The organism is Haloarcula sp. Atlit-120R (genome assembly GCF_003665885.1).
GTDB classification, from domain to species: Archaea; Halobacteriota; Halobacteria; order Halobacteriales; family Haloarculaceae; genus Haloarcula; species Haloarcula taiwanensis.
The window spans coordinates 553,569-568,040 of the sequence record NZ_QPLN01000001.1 but is presented as its reverse complement, the minus strand read 5'-3'; the positions used below and the strand labels follow the sequence as shown (position 1 = coordinate 568,040).

Here is a 14,472-nt window from a genome sequence, read left to right as displayed (position 1 = left end):
GCACTGGCCGCGGTAGACTGATGCGGACGGCGCCGGACAGTTCGAGTATGAGTGGTGGTACCACAGTTCCCGAGGGCCGTGCGCTGTCGCCAGACGACTGGCCTCATCCGGCCGAGCGACGCTACGCGGACGCCCAGGCCCGCCTCACCGATCACTACGACCTCGGCGTCGAGTCCAGAATAACCGAGACGGAGGCGGCGGGTCGCGTTCACTATCTCGTCGGCGGGGACCCGGACGGCGATTCCGTGCTGCTCCTTCACGGCGTCGGAACGCCGGCGGCGACGTGGCTGCCGCTGTTCCCTTCGCTCACTGACGAGTACCGCGTGTACGCTCCCGACCGACCCGGGCTCGGCCTTTCGGCCGCTCCGAGCTACCGGAACCGGAACCTCCGGTCGTTTCTTGTGGCGTACCTGCTGGAACTGCTCGATGCGCTCGCTATCGACCGACCACACGTAGTCGGCAACTCCCACGGCGGCCTCCAGGCGTTCCTGCTGGCTATCGACCACGACCGCGTGGACCGCCTGCAGTTGGTCGGCGCACCGGGCGGCGTCTCGCGGGCCTTTCCGCTCCTGTTTCGACTGCTGACGGTTCGCGGTCTCAACAGAGTCCTGCTGTGGCTGCTTACCCGCGGCGACCCGGTGGAAAACGCGAGGCAGTCGATGAAGCGAGTCAACGTTGTCGACACCGTAGCGATACCCGGCGTGTTCTACGAACTGCTTGCCGCCGGCCAAGACCTACCCGGGCGGCAGGAAAGCCAGCGGTCGCTGGCGACTGCACAGGGGTCGTACGGCCGCGCACACCCCCTCTTTGACATCCGGAACGAAATCAGGCGAATAGACCGTCCGACGCAGTTCGTCTGGGGTACGGAGGATGCTTTCTGGTCACCAACTGTCGGCCGTCCCGTCGCCGAAAAGATGGCAAACGCCGCGTTCCACGAACTTCCGGGACACGGCCATACGCCGTGGCTGGAGCCCGGTTCCGAAGTCGCAGAACTGGTTCGCGCGTTCTTCGATGGACAAGAGTATGCAAAGTAGCACAATGTATACAACGACCCAGCCCCAGTCCTGTTTCGATTGTCATGCCCGTCTCTAGTAGCCCGGGTGTCGATACACCAAGGAGTCTTTTAGTAAACAGGCCATCTCTTTTGCGAGCATGGACCAGCTATCGTCGTGTTACTTCTGTGGCGGTGCCCTCGACGTTTCGCTCTCCGAATATCCGATTATCCCGAAATCGCTGGACCCGGGCACTGAGGAGCAGGGCACTGTCGTTCTCTGTTCGACTTGCCGGGAGAAGCTCGCAACTATCGTCGAACCGGCCGTCGAGGCAGCGAAGGCAGATGCCCGCGAGACAGCGGAACCGGCTGGCGATGCTGGGACCGACGAGCAGCCGGGACTGCTGGACGAGTCTGGAACACCGACGACCGACGAACCGAAGCCCACTGACGGCGCGGTTGAGCCGACCGATGACGGCTCGCTGCTGGGTGCCGACAGCGCGAGTTCGGCAGGGCAGGAACAGTCGTCGCAGTCGGCTGAGACGGCGGACACGGCGACGAAGTCGGATGCGACGGACACGGTCGCGCCGAACACCACGGACACGCAAACGGCGGAGTCGGCTGAGACCGATGACGCACCGGCTACCACTGAAACCAGAGACACTGATCGCGGTGCGGACAGCGACGACAGCCCCTCGCTGACGAAACTGGAGTACAACAAAGTGATGCGCTTGCTCCAGAACCGTGAGATGCCGGTCGACAGAGGGGAAATCCGAGAAGTCGCGGTCAACGCCTACGACATCGACGGTGAGCAGTTCGACGCCATCATCGATGCCGCGGTTGACCGGGACCTCATCGGGCAGGACAAGGGCCGGTTGGTCGAATCGGACGGATAGCCAGACACCGGTAGAGAAAAGCATACCACCGGCCATCTCGAAGCCGGCGGTATGAACGCAGGCAACATCGCGACGCGTCTCGACGACCGACTCGACACCGAGGCTTACGCCGACATCGACGCCAGTCCGAACGGCCTGCAGGTCGGGCCGGCGAGCCAGCCGGTCGAGCACGTCGCCTTCGCAGTCGATGCGGCCGTCGAGACCATCGACCGCGCCGCCGACGCGGGTGCTGACCTGCTCGTGACCCACCACGGCATCGTCTGGGGCGGGATGGAGCGCGTGACGGACACCAACTACCGCCGGGTCGCACCGCTGGTCGACAACGACCTCGCGCTGTACGTCGCGCATCTCCCGCTGGACGGCCATCAGTCGCTCGGCAACGCCGCCGGCGTCGCGGACCTGCTGGACCTCGACAACCGCGCGCCGTTCGGGTCGATGGGCGGCGAGCACATCGGCCAGCGTGGCTCCCTGCAAGAACCACAGACGATCTCCGAACTCGCCGAAACCCTCGAAGGAAATGTCGATACCGGCGGGCAATCAGTGCAGGTACTGGACTTCGGGCCGTCGACTGTCGAGGATGTCGCCATCGTCACCGGCAGCGGCGTCGACTGGCTGCAGGAGGCAGTCGAGACGGACGCTGACGTGCTCATCACCGGCGAGGGGAAACAGAAGGCCTTCCACGAGGCGCGCGAGCAGGGAATCCACGTCATTCTCGCCGGCCATTACGCGACGGAGACGTTCGGCGTCCAGTCGCTCCAGACTGTCGCCGAGGACTGGGGGCTTGAGACAACCTATATCGACTGCCCGACTGGCCTCTGAGGCGATGGCCGAGACTGTTTCGTACGAAGGTATCAAATCCGATTCGGACCTTATCGCCTGGTCACGGGGGTACTGTCAGCGAGTCCGCAGTGAGTATGGTGTTTCCGTTCGGTTCGACCTCGTTGACTGGGAGGTGTCACACCGGGCCAAGCGCCGAGCCGCTGCGGTCAAGCGGCCAAAGCTAGACGACGCCGTCGTTGGCGAGCGATACGACTGGAGCAGTATCGACGGGAGCGACGGCCGCCCGCTCCGGTGTACGGTGTCGCTGACCCGGGACGCGTTCTCGACCTTTGACAGGGACACCTGGGAGATGACGCTGCGCCACGAACTCATCCACGTCGAGCAGTACCAGCGCGACGGGACGACTGACCACGGCCGAGCCTTTCGAGAGCGCGCTGACCGGCTTGCTGCTGATGTCCACTGTCCAGTCTTCACCGACCCGAAGTACGTCCTCTCCTGCGGGGCGTGTGGCGGCCTCGTCGCCCGCCGCTATCAAGACTGCAAGCTTGTCGAGCAACGCCAGCAGTACCGCTCTGACTGCTGTGGTGCCTCGCTGAAATTGGGCTGATTACAGCAGGAACCTGATGGCCCAGAGAACGCCCATTCCGGTCACCATTGTCGCGAACACGTCCTCGGTCTGCCAGGCGACACCGGCCGCGAGCGCGCCGGCGACGAACTTGTCCGCGGCGAAACTGCTGGCATCGAGGGTCACGAACGACGGGAGGACAAGTGCCGCGAGAACGGCAGCGGGGACGAACCGTAACACTCGCTCGACGGCTGGCGGAATCTCGTCGAGCCGACCGAACAGCGCGATAAAGGAGAGCCGACAGGCGTACGTCAGTACGCCGATGACGGCGATTACGCCAGCGATCTCAACCGGGCCGTAGTTAGTCGCCATCGGTTCCTCCCGTGACGGATTCTGTGAGTACGCCAGCAGTGATACCAACGCCGGACGCGACGAGCAGTCCGAGATTGAGTGGGAGCCCAGCGCCTACGACGGCGACGACGCCACCGACGACAGCGGCGATGCCGGTCGCCGCGTCTTCGATTGCCGGAACCAGTATCGCAAGGAAGACAAGCGGGATGGCGAATTCGAGGCCCCAGGCGTCGGGGACGCCAGTGCCGAGCAGCGCCCCCGCAATGGTCGTGACTTGCCATACGGCCCAGAGCGTCACGGCGACGCCGAGGTAGTACCACTTCCGGTCCGTCTCCCTGTCGGACCGGTAGCTGGCAACCGACAGCGCGTACGCCTGGTCGGTCAGCACGTAGGCGAGCACCGCTTTCCACCGGCTGGTGAAATCGCGAAAGTACGGCGCGATGGATGCCGAGTACATCAGCAATCGGAGGTTGATAACGACGGCCGTCGCGACAACAACCGTCAGCGGCGCGTTCTGTCCCAGCAGTTCAAGCGCCGCGAGCTGTGATGCGCCGGCAAAGACGACCACCGACAGCCCGACTGCGGCTGGCAGTCCGAGTCCGGCGTTGACTGTCGCGATGCCGGCAACGAGACCAAACGGAATAATACCCAGTAGAAGCGGCGCAACATCCCGAACACCGCGCCTGAACGCAGCAGTATCCATAGCGTGCTATCCAACACAGGGGTGTCTAAGCCCTCCGTTTCAGCTGCGGCATGTGACGACAAATCAACACATAATCCGCACTAACCGTGACGAACCACGACGTTGAAACCCACCCGCACTCGACTGCACAGCAATGAGCGACCACACCGACGAGCGAGAGACGTTCCATCACGACCCCATCGGGCACGCAGAGGCCCGGGCCGGAATGACCGTCGGCGAACTGGCTGACAGCTACGGCGAAGCCGGCATCGGCGCGAGCGACATCCACGAGGCCGTCGACATCTACAGCGAGATGCTCAACGATGATGTGACGACCTTTTTCGGACTGGCCGGCGCGATGGTCCCCACCGGAATGCGGGCCATCGTCAGCGAACTCATCCGCGACGGGCACATCGACGTGCTGGTCACGACGGGCGCAAACTGCACCCACGACACCATCGAGGCCATCGGCGGCAAGCACCATCACGGCGAGGTCACGCCTGAGGGCCGAACTGAGCGCGAACACGACGAGACGCTCCGGGACGAAGGTGTCGACCGCATCTACAACGTCTACCTCCCACAGGAGCATTTCGCCCTGTTCGAGAATCACCTCCGGGACGAGGTGTTCTCGACGCTGGAAGACGAAGGTGCGGTTTCGATCCAGCACATGACCGAGGAGCTCGGCCGGGCAAACGCCGCGGTCAACGAGCGCGAGGACGTGCCCGAGGACGCTGGCGTGCTGGCGGCGGCCTACGAGAACGACGTGCCGGTGTACTGTCCGGCGTTTCAGGACTCAGTGCTGGGCCTGCAAGCGTGGATGTACTCCCAGACCAGCGAGTTCACGGTCGACGCACTCGCGGACATGACACAGATTACGGATATCGCGTACGAGGCTGACAGTGCCGGCGCGATGGTCGTCGGCGGCGGTGTCCCGAAGAACTACGTCCTCCAGACGATGCTCGTCTCGCCCGACGCTTACGACTACGCCGTCCAGCTGACGATGGACCCCTCGAACACCGGCGGTCTCTCCGGTGCCACGCTCGATGAGGCCCGCTCGTGGGGGAAACTTGAAAAGGACGCCCGGAATGTCTCGGTGTATGCTGACGCGACGATTACACTTCCACTGGTCGTGGCCGCGGCCCGTGAGCGCCACAGTACGGACGCGTGATCGCTATGACGGGGGCGGCTACAGCCCTGATTGCCGCTGGATACGTCTACTGAGAGACATATATATCTCATATAAACGGTCTTTCACGACCGGTCGCCAGCCGTACGTACCATGTCACAGTACATCGGTCGGCGGACGTTTGTCGGCGGGACAGCAGCGACACTGGCAAGCGCGGGGCTCGTGGGGAGCGCAACGTCTCAGGAATCGGATGGTACTGAAACAGCCACCAGTGACGCGGACGACAGCGAGCACGAAGCGATGACTGACGAGCCGACTCTCATCGCCCACCGCGGGTTTGCCGGTGTTTACCCGGAGAACACGAAACTGGCGGTCGAGGCGGCCTCGTTCGGCGGGCCGGGAACGCAGACGGCCCACCGGCGCGCCGACATGATTGAGGTTGATGTCGTGCCGACGGCCGACGGCACGCTGGTCACCTTCCACGACAACGGGCTTGCCGAACGCGACGGCGGCGAACGCGGTCTGACAGACACTGAGGGACTCGTCTTCGAGACCGACACCGATACCGTGACCAGCGCGACCGTTCTCGGCACTGGGGAGACGGTTCCGACGCTCGAAACCGTCATGGACTCGATTCCGCCGAGTGTTGCCGTCAATCTGGAGTTCAAGAACCCCGGCAGCAGTGACCTCCGCTTTGCCGAGTCGTTGCCGGACCAGACGCTGTCGACACAGAAAGAGCTGTGGCGACCCTACACCGAGCGCGCGCTTGACCTCGCCAGCGAGTACGACAACGATATCCTCGTCTCGTCGTTTTACGAGGCCGCAGTTGCGACTGTCCGCGACTACGATGACTCGGTCCCCGTCGCCTTCCTGTTCTGGGATAGCATCGAGGAGGGGCTTGAGGTCACCCGCCGCTACGACTGCGACGCGATGAACGTCCCCCGGAACATGGTTCAGGGCACGCCTTCCTTCAACGACGACAGCTACATCGAATCCGACTTAGGCGACATCGACCTCGTCGACATCGCTGCCGACGAAGACCGGGACCTGAACGTCTGGACAGTTAGTACGTGGTATCAGGCCCGGGAGCTGGTGCGGGCCGGCGTGGACGGGCTCATCTCTGACTACCCCAGCGTGCTCTCGGTTCAGGACTGACGAACGCCGATGCCGAATGTTGAAGAGGCGACCGGCCGACATCGCTAGTATGGAAGCACCGACCGGGGACGCAGGAATCTACGCCCGCGAGTCGTCGTATCTCGACCGGTACGTCCAGCTCGGAGAAGCCGGTGACCGGATCATCTCGCTGTCGTTTCCGTCGCAGCCGGAGGCCGACGCTGGCAAGGACCACGCCCTGCTCGACCGTATCGACGAGTATCTTCAGGGGACCGAAGACGACTTCGCAGATGTCACCGTCGGCCTCACGGTCCCGACGGACCAGCGCACAGTGCTCGAAGCCATTCGAGAGATTCCTTACGGCGAGGACGCCTCCGTCGCACAGGTCGCTCGCATGACACCGGATCTGGACGCTGACGACGAGGCCGACCTCACACAGGTACGGGAGGCACTGGCCGCGAACCCCGTGCCACTGCTGATTCCGGACCATCGGGTTCGCGACGGGCCGAGTGCCGCGCCGCCGCCCGTCGAGCAGAAGCTCCGCGCTATCGAGGGGCTCTAGACCCAGAGCCGGTCGACGCCAAGCCCCTCGTGGACAATCAATTCGAGGGCATTGACGAGATAGTGGGCGAGGACGACTGCGAGGAAGCTGTTTGTCGCGATAAACAGGCCGGCGAGTCCCAGCCCCAGCGTGCCGGTGACGACGATTCCCACACGACCCTGTGCGCCGTGGCCCAGCGCGAAGGCGACGGAGGCGACGATAGCCATCGCCCACGCCGGTGCGTTGAGGCCAGCTACGGGGACGCCGATAGCCGCCGCCCGGAACAGCAGTTCCTCGACGATAGCGATGACCGGCAGGACACCGCCCAGCAGTACAATCCAGCCGCCGGCCGAGTCCGGGGCGAGCAGTTCTCGCAGCGACTCGTCGAAGGCGACCCCGAAGCCGTCGGCGAGCGCGGCGGCGAGTTCGTTGCCCATCCAGAACCCGACTCCCGCGCCGATACCGACAGCTAGCGCCGGCAGTCCAGTCGAGAGCGCGTCCGCAGTAATACCGAACGCACTGGCCGGGATTTCGAAGTAGAACGCCCCGGCGACTAGCAGGACACCGAACAGCCCCTGCGTGAATGCGACGTTGGCGAGCAACGCCCCGGTCGAGAGGTCACTCGGCGCGAGCGTGTCGCGCATCTGCCGCCGCTGGGCCGCGGCCCGCTGGGTTTCGAAGCGTGGGATGGTCGGATCTCCGTCGGGCATCGAAACGCTGTCGACTGTGGACGAGACGCCGCCGTCGGGCCGTACGGCTCCCTGTGAGAGTCGTGCGAGACCGAGCAGTGCGGTTAAAAGAAACCCCGTCAGGCCGACGAACGCGGCCCACTCGGGCATTTATTGGGGACTTGGACTGCCGCTCTGCCGGCCGACCTCGTGATCGAGGGCCTTGCCCGTGATGGACTTGAGGCGGTCGACCAGCGAGTCCTTCTCCGCTTCGCCGGCCAGCGCGACCTCCAGCACTTCGGAGATGTGCGAGACGGGGATGATTTCGATCATGTCCTCGTACTCGTCTTCGATCATCACGTCCTGCGTGTTCGCCTCGGGGATGATGACCGTATCGAGGCCGGACTTCGCGGCCGCCTCGATCTTGTGCGTGACACCGCCGACCGGGAGCACGTCGCCCCGGACCGACAGCGAGCCGGTCATGGCGAGGTTCTGCTTGATCGGAACGTCCTCTATCGCGGAGATAACCGCGGTTGCGACGGTGATAGATGCGGAGTCGCCGTCGACGCCGCCTTCACCGGCCTGCACGAACTGGATGTGAACGTCCTTTTCGGAGATGTCCTCGTCGGAGAACTTCTTGATAATCGCGGAGACGTTCTGGACGGCCTCTTCGGCCATCTCCTTGAGCTGTCCGGTGGCGATGACCTGGCCGGGGCCCTGTGACGGGCTGACCTCGGCCATCACGGGGAGGACGATACCGCTGTCCTCGCCCATGACGGCGAGTCCGTTGACGCGCCCGACAACGTCGCCCTGGTTGACGGTGAGTTCGTAGTCCTTGCGGCGCTCGATGTAGTTGTCCGCGAGCTGTTGCTCGATGGACCGGGAGCGTCGTTTGGCCTGCAGGACATCGGCACGCTCGGTGCGTTCGCGGTCCTCGGCACGGGCGATGTCGCCGGCGACGCGGACCAGTCCGCCCAGATCACGGAACTTCAGACTGAGGTGGCCTTTACGGCCGGCACGACGCCGAGCCTCCAGAATGACCTCCTGAACGGCCTCCTCGGTGAAGTGCGGGAGCCGCCCGTCGTTTTCGACCTCCTGGGCGACGAAGCGTGCGTACTTCCGTCGCATTTCGGGGTCGTCCTCGATGGTGTCGTCCATGTACACTTCGTACCCGTATCCCTTGATACGGGAGCGAAGCGCGGGGTGCATGTTCTCCATCGCGTCGAGGTTCCCCGCGGCGATCATGATGAAGTCACAGGGAACGGGTTCGGTCTGGACCATCGCGCCAGAGGAGCGCTCGGACTGGCCCGTGATGGAGAACTCGCCCTCCTGAATGGCCGTCATCAGCTTCTGCTGGCTGCGGATGTCGAGCGTGTTGATCTCGTCGACGAACAGCACGCCTTTGTTGGCCTGGTGGATCGCGCCGGGTTCGACGCGGTCGTGGCTCGGCGTCTCCATCCCACCGGACTGGAACGGGTCGTGACGCACGTCGCCAAGCAGTGCGCCAGCGTGGGCACCGGTCGCGTCCTCGAAGGGCGCGGTCTTCTGGTTGGCGTTGTTGACCAGCAGGTTCGGAATCATCGCGTCGCTGCCACGCGAGCCGTAGCGGAACGCGAGATAGATGACACCGGCCGCGAGAATCCCCAGCAGGACTTGCTGGACGAGGATCAGGGCGTAGCCGATGACGATAGCGATGATGATCCACATGAGGAAGGTCCGCATCTGATTGCGCTTGCGGGCCTCCTCCTTGTGGGCCTCGACGATCTGTTCCCCTTTGCCGCCGGGGACGGTGCGAACTTTCGGCTCGTTGCCGTCGTCGGGATTGTGGTAGACAAGAACGTCCTGCAGTTCCTCCCGCGGAAGCAGTTGGGACATCGCCTTTGCCAGCATCGACTTCCCCGTCCCGGGGGAGCCGATCATCATCACGTGGCGGCGCTGTTTGGCCGCCTTCTTGATCACGTCACGGGCGTGGTCCTGCCCGATGACCTGGTCGACGAGTCGGTCCGGGACTTCGATGTCGGCGGTCGACTCGATGTCGAGACCGCCGAGGAGGTTCTCCTCGTCTCCCTCCAGATCGGACTCGCCGTCAACTTGGACATCGCTTCCGAGTGTCGTTTCGGACGTTTCTCCCTCGCCGCCCCATCGGTCCTCGGACGGGTCGGATGGCTCGTCGGCTGAGGGGTCAGAGGCAGGTTCGTCGGGGTCCTGTTTGGCCCCGTTAGTCGACGCCTCTTCCTCCCCAGCGTCGGATGCCTCCCGATCAGGGTCGGGAGTCGCGTCGGTGTCGGTGTTGTCGCTCATACAAACGTTGCTAACATACTCACGGAAGGCCTGTCGACTGATATACTTTCTCCCCGTGTCGGTTGTTGCAACACCCCTGAAAACGCAGTACAGCGCCCGAATTGGGCGGGGCTGTATTCCGGCAGTACCGCGTCGTCGGGTTTATCAAACCACCACACCCACTGAGGAATATGCGTGGGTTCTACATCGGTCGCTTCCAGCCCTACCACAACGGCCATCACTCGATGGTTGAGCGGATCTCGGAGGAGGTCGACGAACTCGTTTTGGGTATCGGAAGCGCCGACGATTCACATACCACACACGACCCCTTTACGGCCGGTGAGCGGATCATGATGATCACAAAGGCCGTCGCGGAGTACGACCTGACGACCTACGTTGTCCCACTTGAGGATATCAACCGCAACGCCGTCTGGGTGAGCCACGTCGAGAGCATGTGTCCGGACTTCGACGTGGCCTACTCGAACAACCCGCTTGTCGTCCGCCTGTTCGAGGAGGCCGGCATCGAGGTCCGCCAGTCACCGATGTTCGACCGCGACCGGCTGGAGGGCAGCGAAATCCGCCAGCGCATGATAGACGACGAGTCATGGCGCGACCGCGTCCCGCCGTCGGTTGTCGAGGTCATCGAGGAGATTCACGGCATCAAGCGCCTCCAGCACGTCTCCGACACCGACTCGCTCGAACGGTACGCCGCCGCCGGCGAGTCGGTCGAGAAGTCCATCGAGGACCTCGACGACTGATGATTACGCTGAGTTCCGACTTCGGCTCGCCGTACCCCGCAGCGATGAGAGGAGTCATTTGCCGGGCCACCGACGCCCGTATCGAGGACATTGCCCACGATTTTCCACGGCAGGATGTCAGGGCGACGGCCTTCTGGCTCACGCAGACGCTCCCGTACTTCCCGCCGGCAGTCCACTGTGTCGTCGTTGACCCGGGTGTCGGGACCGACCGGGACGCCCTCGTCGTTCGCGCAGGCGAGCACGCGCTTGTCGGTCCGGATAACGGCGTTCTCCTGCCGGTCGCCCGTGAACTGGCCGACGACAAGACCGACGGGACGGACGACTTGGAGGTGTTCACCTGGGACTACGACGACCCGGCGAGTACGACATTCCACGGGCGGGACGTGTTCGCGCCTGCCGCGGCGTCCGTCCACGACACCGGCGTCGACAACCTCGAAGCGCGGCCAGAAACTGCCCCGACTGACGACTACGTCGACCTCCGGTTTCCGGAGGCCGCTGTCGAGAGCGACGGGGCGACCGGCGAGGTGCTCGTCGTCGATGACTTCGGGAACGCCGTGACGAACATTCCCGGCGAGCTCCTCGCAAAGCGGTTCGGCGGGACGGCCGCAGTCGACGGCGGTGAGGCTCCTGTCCGCCGAGCCTACGCCGCCGTCGACCGTGGGCAGCGACTCGTCACCGTCGGCAGCCACGGGAACGTCGAACTTGCCGTCAACCGCGGTCGCGGCGACGAAGCGTTCGGTGTCAGTACCGGGGATAGTGTGGACCTCTCGCTGTAAGAGCGCATTACTTCTCGTGGTTTAGGGACGCCAAAATATCGGTGGTGTTAAGTCTTTTAGGCCACCCTAATCATCTGTATGCCACAGAGACGTGACTTGCTGAAGACAGTGGGGATCGCTGCGACGGGACTGCTTGCCGGGTGTCCCAGCCAGGGGTCGTCAGAATCGAACACGGCGGCGAACACCGAAACGACAGCACAGGAAGCGACCGCAGGCACAGACAGTAGCGGCGAAAGCGGCGTTTCGGTCGGGCCGATGACCGCTGTCGCGACTGAGTGGAATGTCTATCGGGCGCGGCTGTACGATGCTGTCGCGCTGGGCCGGGCCGGTGCGCCCGGTGCCGGGGCGACCATCGCACAGAACATCTTCGCCCGCTTCGAGGGCGCGTCCGGTGAGTACGGTGCCCACGAACAGCTTGAATCTACGTCCAAGGCAGCATACGAGGGGTTCGAAGAGGCACTCGGCGCGGTCCAGTCGTCGCTGTCTGAGAGCGACGTGTCCGGAGCCGCGTCGGCCGCCAACGAGGCGTCAGGCCACCTCCAGACGGCCCAGCAGGCCGCTGCCGGACAGCGGGCTACCAGAGTGCTGGACCTGCTCTTGCTGGGCAGCCGGGCGAGCAATGCCGCCATGGCCGGGACCCTGGGCGCTTTCGAGGGGGCCGCCACTATCGCGGAGGAGACGATGACCGCGTTCGAGGACGCACTGGTCTACAGTCAGATTGAGGAGGCGGACGCGGAGTCGTACGAAGCCTTCGAGAGCGCACTGGCTGGCATCAGTTCCGCTGCGGGTAGTGAAGACGCGAGCGGTGTCACCGAACAGGCCCGTGCCGCGCTCGATGCGACCGTTTCGGGCGCGTATGCGCTGGCTCAGGAGGAGTCAGTCGCCGGCGCGGGCCACCTCGCAACGATGCAGGCCCGCGGCTGGGACGCGGCCGCGCTCGCCGCAGGCGGTGGTGCCGGGGCTGACTACGCCCACGCGACGACGCTGAACACGTACCGGGCTCGTGTCCACGACGCTGGGTGGCTGGCCCGTGCCGGGGAGCTGGACACCGCGGCGACGATGGTCGAGGACGTGTTCGCTCACTTCGAAAGTGCGGCCGCCCACGACGCCCTCGAAGAGGCGGACGGCGAGGCCTACGAAGCGTTCGAGTCCGGTCTGTCGGACCTCTCGTCGGCCATCGAGAATGAGAACACCGAGGGCGTCGCGTCGGCTGTCGAGACCGTCGACACCAACCTCGTCGCCGGCATCGAGGCGCTGGCCGGGGGCAACGCGCCGGTCCTCCAGTCGGGCTTCTTCAGAGCCCGCTTCGCCGACGCACGCGAACTGTACCGCCAGGGCAAGGCGAGCCGGGCGGCGACGCTCGTTTCGGACCTCTTCGGCCGGTTCGAGAAGAACCAGCTGGACTTCCACGAGACGCTGGAGGAGACCAGCGAGGACCTCTATCACCGCTTCGAGGAAGAGCACCTGGCGGGGCTCCAGTCGGCCTACGAGAACGGCGAGGACGACGCGGTCGGCACCCACCACGACGGTGTCCTCGCGGCGCTGCTGGAGTTCGAGTCGGCTCACAGCGCCGCCGTTGCCAGCGGGTCCGGCGCGACATACATGGCCGGCCTGACATTCGACGCGGCGGCGACAAGCACGCTCGGGAACGCCGACCGCGCGGCGTCGACTGCTCAGGAGGCGCTTGCGTTCTTCGAATCCGGGGCCGCCGGCTACCACGAGGCGCTGGAAGAAGCGAATGAGGACCTGTATCACCGCTTTGAGGACGAAGCGCTCGGGGGCGTCATCTCCGCTGCGAACGATGGTGGCGACGTGTACGCGGCTGCGAAGACGTTCTACGGCGCGGCCATCGAATCGGTGACGGCCGTCGTCGGGTCGAGCAGCGGCGAGACCGGTGCCGCGGCCGCGAGCATCGTCAGCGACGTGTTCGCGACCTTCGAGAACGCCGCGGTACACGACAAACTCGAGAACGCGGACGCGGCGGCGTACGAAGGCTACGAGGCCGCGCTGAACGACTATGTCGCCGGCCTGGAGAGCGGGTCGACCGACGGCGCGACCGCGTTCGCAGACGCCGCCCGAACTGCGGCCTTCGCCGTCGTCGGCGCTGTCGACAGCGCCCCGAGCGGTTCCAGCGGCCACGGCGGCGAGGCGTCCGAGGAAACCGAATCGTCACTGTCCGGCGGCCCGAACGTCGTTGAAGGCGTTCCAGAGGATGCCGACCACGTCGTTGACATGCAGGCCGTGGCGTTCAATCCAGAGGAACTCACCGTCAGCGTCGGCGACAAGGTCGCCTGGAAACACGCCGGTGGCGAGGCACACAACGTCGTCGCATACGAAGAGGAACTCCCGGAGGATGCGACCTACTGGGCCTCCGGCGGGTTCGAAACCGAGTCGGCCGCACGCGAGGGCTGGGAGAACGGTAAGGGGGCTGTTCAGTCCGGCCAGAGCTACGTTCACACGTTCGAAACGGCCGGCGAGCACGGCTACTTCTGTGTACCACACGAGGCCGCGGGGATGGTTGGCACCGTCGTCGTCGAGGAATAACTGACACCTTTTTTGGTCCGCCTAGAAACCGATGGCTTTTTGTGTTTTAGGGTAGCCTAAATAATTGTATGCCGGACGAACAGGCCACATCGAGGCGGGATATCTGTCGCCGTAGCGAGTCGGGTACTGCCGTCCCTGTCGTCCGCGCAAACGCCGCCCGACGGGAGGTGAGAGCCCAGGCCGTGCCCGCAGACTGACCTGTCAGTCTCGACCATCTTTCGCGGCGACGACCACCGTGGGCATAGCCCGTCGCCGCGCGCCACGAGCTTTTCGTGTCTGTCCCGTGGGCGTCTCGCCCCAAGGACGCCCCATTTCAGGTCCTTTACTGTGGACCACGCTGGAACACCGATTCTTCCTAGCGACCGGTGTCCGACGAATCTGAACTGGTCCCGGAATTTCGG

14 protein-coding genes are annotated in these 14,472 nt (G+C 64.6%); 10 read left to right on the top strand and 4 right to left on the bottom strand.

The genetic code is table 11. The features are described from left to right. The first annotated feature begins 47 nt into the window (after positions 1–47). The 4 genes from DVK01_RS02955 to DVK01_RS02940 all read left to right on the top strand — a co-directional run bounded on the left by DVK01_RS02955 (position 48) and on the right by DVK01_RS02940 (position 3,274). Positions 48–1,034, top strand: coding sequence for an alpha/beta fold hydrolase (locus tag DVK01_RS02955; protein WP_121535335.1), 987 nt, complete (start codon positions 48–50; stop codon positions 1,032–1,034). Between the two features lie 118 nt (positions 1,035–1,152). Then, a complete protein-coding gene (locus DVK01_RS02950) occupies positions 1,153–1,887 on the top strand; it encodes a hypothetical protein (protein ID WP_121535333.1) in 735 nt (244 codons plus the stop codon). Between the two features lie 51 nt (positions 1,888–1,938). After that, positions 1,939–2,706 carry a Nif3-like dinuclear metal center hexameric protein gene (locus tag DVK01_RS02945; RefSeq protein WP_101350818.1) on the top strand — a complete coding sequence of 256 codons (768 nt, stop codon included), beginning with the start codon at positions 1,939–1,941 and terminating at the stop codon, positions 2,704–2,706. Between the two features lie 4 nt (positions 2,707–2,710). Continuing rightward, a complete protein-coding gene (locus DVK01_RS02940; protein WP_101350817.1) occupies positions 2,711–3,274 on the top strand; it encodes a SprT-like domain-containing protein in 564 nt (187 codons plus the stop codon). Here DVK01_RS02940 and DVK01_RS02935 read toward each other — a convergent pair whose 3' ends face one another. Both DVK01_RS02935 and DVK01_RS02930 read right to left on the bottom strand, forming a co-directional pair. Then, a complete protein-coding gene (locus DVK01_RS02935) occupies positions 3,275–3,604 on the bottom strand; it encodes an AzlD domain-containing protein (protein WP_101350816.1) in 330 nt (109 codons plus the stop codon). Next, positions 3,594–4,286: an AzlC family ABC transporter permease gene (locus DVK01_RS02930; RefSeq protein ID WP_101350815.1), complete on the bottom strand. Its 693-nt coding sequence runs from the start codon at positions 4,284–4,286 to the stop codon at positions 3,594–3,596. The genes DVK01_RS02935 and DVK01_RS02930 overlap by 11 nt, the downstream gene beginning before the upstream one ends. A gap of 133 nt (positions 4,287–4,419) precedes the next feature. Between DVK01_RS02930 and DVK01_RS02925 the strand changes: the two genes are divergently transcribed. The 3 genes from DVK01_RS02925 (at position 4,420) to DVK01_RS02915 (ending at position 7,066) form a co-directional block, all read left to right on the top strand. After that, positions 4,420–5,433, top strand: coding sequence for a deoxyhypusine synthase (locus DVK01_RS02925; protein WP_121535331.1), 1,014 nt, complete (start codon positions 4,420–4,422; stop codon positions 5,431–5,433). A gap of 111 nt (positions 5,434–5,544) precedes the next feature. Continuing rightward, positions 5,545–6,546, top strand: a complete 1,002-nt coding sequence (locus tag DVK01_RS02920) for a glycerophosphodiester phosphodiesterase (RefSeq protein WP_101350813.1) — start codon at positions 5,545–5,547, stop codon at positions 6,544–6,546. A 16-nt stretch (positions 6,547–6,562) separates the two neighbouring features. After that, positions 6,563–7,066 (top strand): MGMT family protein, encoded by a 504-nt coding sequence (locus DVK01_RS02915; RefSeq protein ID WP_121535329.1) that lies wholly within the window; start codon positions 6,563–6,565, stop codon positions 7,064–7,066. Here the strand turns inward: DVK01_RS02915 and DVK01_RS02910 are convergent. Both DVK01_RS02910 and lonB read right to left on the bottom strand, forming a co-directional pair. Further along, complete coding sequence (locus DVK01_RS02910; protein ID WP_101350811.1) at positions 7,063–7,884, bottom strand: CPBP family intramembrane glutamic endopeptidase; 822 nt, start codon at positions 7,882–7,884, stop codon at positions 7,063–7,065. The genes DVK01_RS02915 and DVK01_RS02910 overlap by 4 nt on opposite strands. Beyond that, the gene (lonB, locus tag DVK01_RS02905) at positions 7,885–10,014 is read right to left on the bottom strand and encodes an ATP-dependent protease LonB (RefSeq protein ID WP_101350810.1); all 2,130 of its coding nucleotides are present in this window, start codon (positions 10,012–10,014) and stop codon (positions 7,885–7,887) included. Between the two features lie 170 nt (positions 10,015–10,184). On the opposite strand from lonB, the gene DVK01_RS02900 reads away from it, so the two are divergent. The 3 genes from DVK01_RS02900 (at position 10,185) to DVK01_RS02890 (ending at position 14,071) form a co-directional block, all read left to right on the top strand. Next, positions 10,185–10,751 carry a nicotinamide-nucleotide adenylyltransferase gene (locus DVK01_RS02900; protein WP_121535327.1) on the top strand — a complete coding sequence of 189 codons (567 nt, stop codon included), beginning with the start codon at positions 10,185–10,187 and terminating at the stop codon, positions 10,749–10,751. Beyond that, the gene (locus DVK01_RS02895) at positions 10,751–11,527 is read left to right on the top strand and encodes an S-adenosyl-l-methionine hydroxide adenosyltransferase family protein (RefSeq protein ID WP_101350808.1); all 777 of its coding nucleotides are present in this window, start codon (positions 10,751–10,753) and stop codon (positions 11,525–11,527) included. Before DVK01_RS02900 ends, DVK01_RS02895 begins: the two co-directional genes overlap by 1 nt. A gap of 78 nt (positions 11,528–11,605) precedes the next feature. After that, the gene (locus DVK01_RS02890) at positions 11,606–14,071 is read left to right on the top strand and encodes a DUF5059 domain-containing protein (RefSeq protein ID WP_101350807.1); all 2,466 of its coding nucleotides are present in this window, start codon (positions 11,606–11,608) and stop codon (positions 14,069–14,071) included. Positions 14,072–14,472 lie beyond the last annotated feature (401 nt).

Excerpts from the sequence above, each read along its gene's own strand:
- DVK01_RS02930 (WP_101350815.1), bottom strand. The coding sequence starts at position 4,286 with ATGGATACTGCTGCGTTCAGGCGCGGTGTTCGGGATGTTGCGCCGCTT.
- DVK01_RS02890 (WP_101350807.1), top strand. The coding sequence starts at position 11,606 with ATGCCACAGAGACGTGACTTGCTGAAGACAGTGGGGATCGCTGCGACG.
- DVK01_RS02900 (WP_121535327.1), top strand. The coding sequence starts at position 10,185 with ATGCGTGGGTTCTACATCGGTCGCTTCCAGCCCTACCACAACGGCCAT.
- DVK01_RS02925 (WP_121535331.1), top strand. The coding sequence starts at position 4,420 with ATGAGCGACCACACCGACGAGCGAGAGACGTTCCATCACGACCCCATC.
- DVK01_RS02895 (WP_101350808.1), top strand. The coding sequence starts at position 10,751 with ATGATTACGCTGAGTTCCGACTTCGGCTCGCCGTACCCCGCAGCGATG.
- DVK01_RS02950 (WP_121535333.1), top strand. The coding sequence starts at position 1,153 with ATGGACCAGCTATCGTCGTGTTACTTCTGTGGCGGTGCCCTCGACGTT.
- DVK01_RS02945 (WP_101350818.1), top strand. The coding sequence starts at position 1,939 with ATGAACGCAGGCAACATCGCGACGCGTCTCGACGACCGACTCGACACC.
- DVK01_RS02910 (WP_101350811.1), bottom strand. The coding sequence starts at position 7,884 with ATGCCCGAGTGGGCCGCGTTCGTCGGCCTGACGGGGTTTCTTTTAACC.
- lonB (WP_101350810.1), bottom strand. The coding sequence starts at position 10,014 with ATGAGCGACAACACCGACACCGACGCGACTCCCGACCCTGATCGGGAG.
- DVK01_RS02955 (WP_121535335.1), top strand. The coding sequence starts at position 48 with ATGAGTGGTGGTACCACAGTTCCCGAGGGCCGTGCGCTGTCGCCAGAC.
- DVK01_RS02920 (WP_101350813.1), top strand. The coding sequence starts at position 5,545 with ATGTCACAGTACATCGGTCGGCGGACGTTTGTCGGCGGGACAGCAGCG.
- DVK01_RS02940 (WP_101350817.1), top strand. The coding sequence starts at position 2,711 with ATGGCCGAGACTGTTTCGTACGAAGGTATCAAATCCGATTCGGACCTT.
- DVK01_RS02935 (WP_101350816.1), bottom strand. The coding sequence starts at position 3,604 with ATGGCGACTAACTACGGCCCGGTTGAGATCGCTGGCGTAATCGCCGTC.
- DVK01_RS02915 (WP_121535329.1), top strand. The coding sequence starts at position 6,563 with ATGTTGAAGAGGCGACCGGCCGACATCGCTAGTATGGAAGCACCGACC.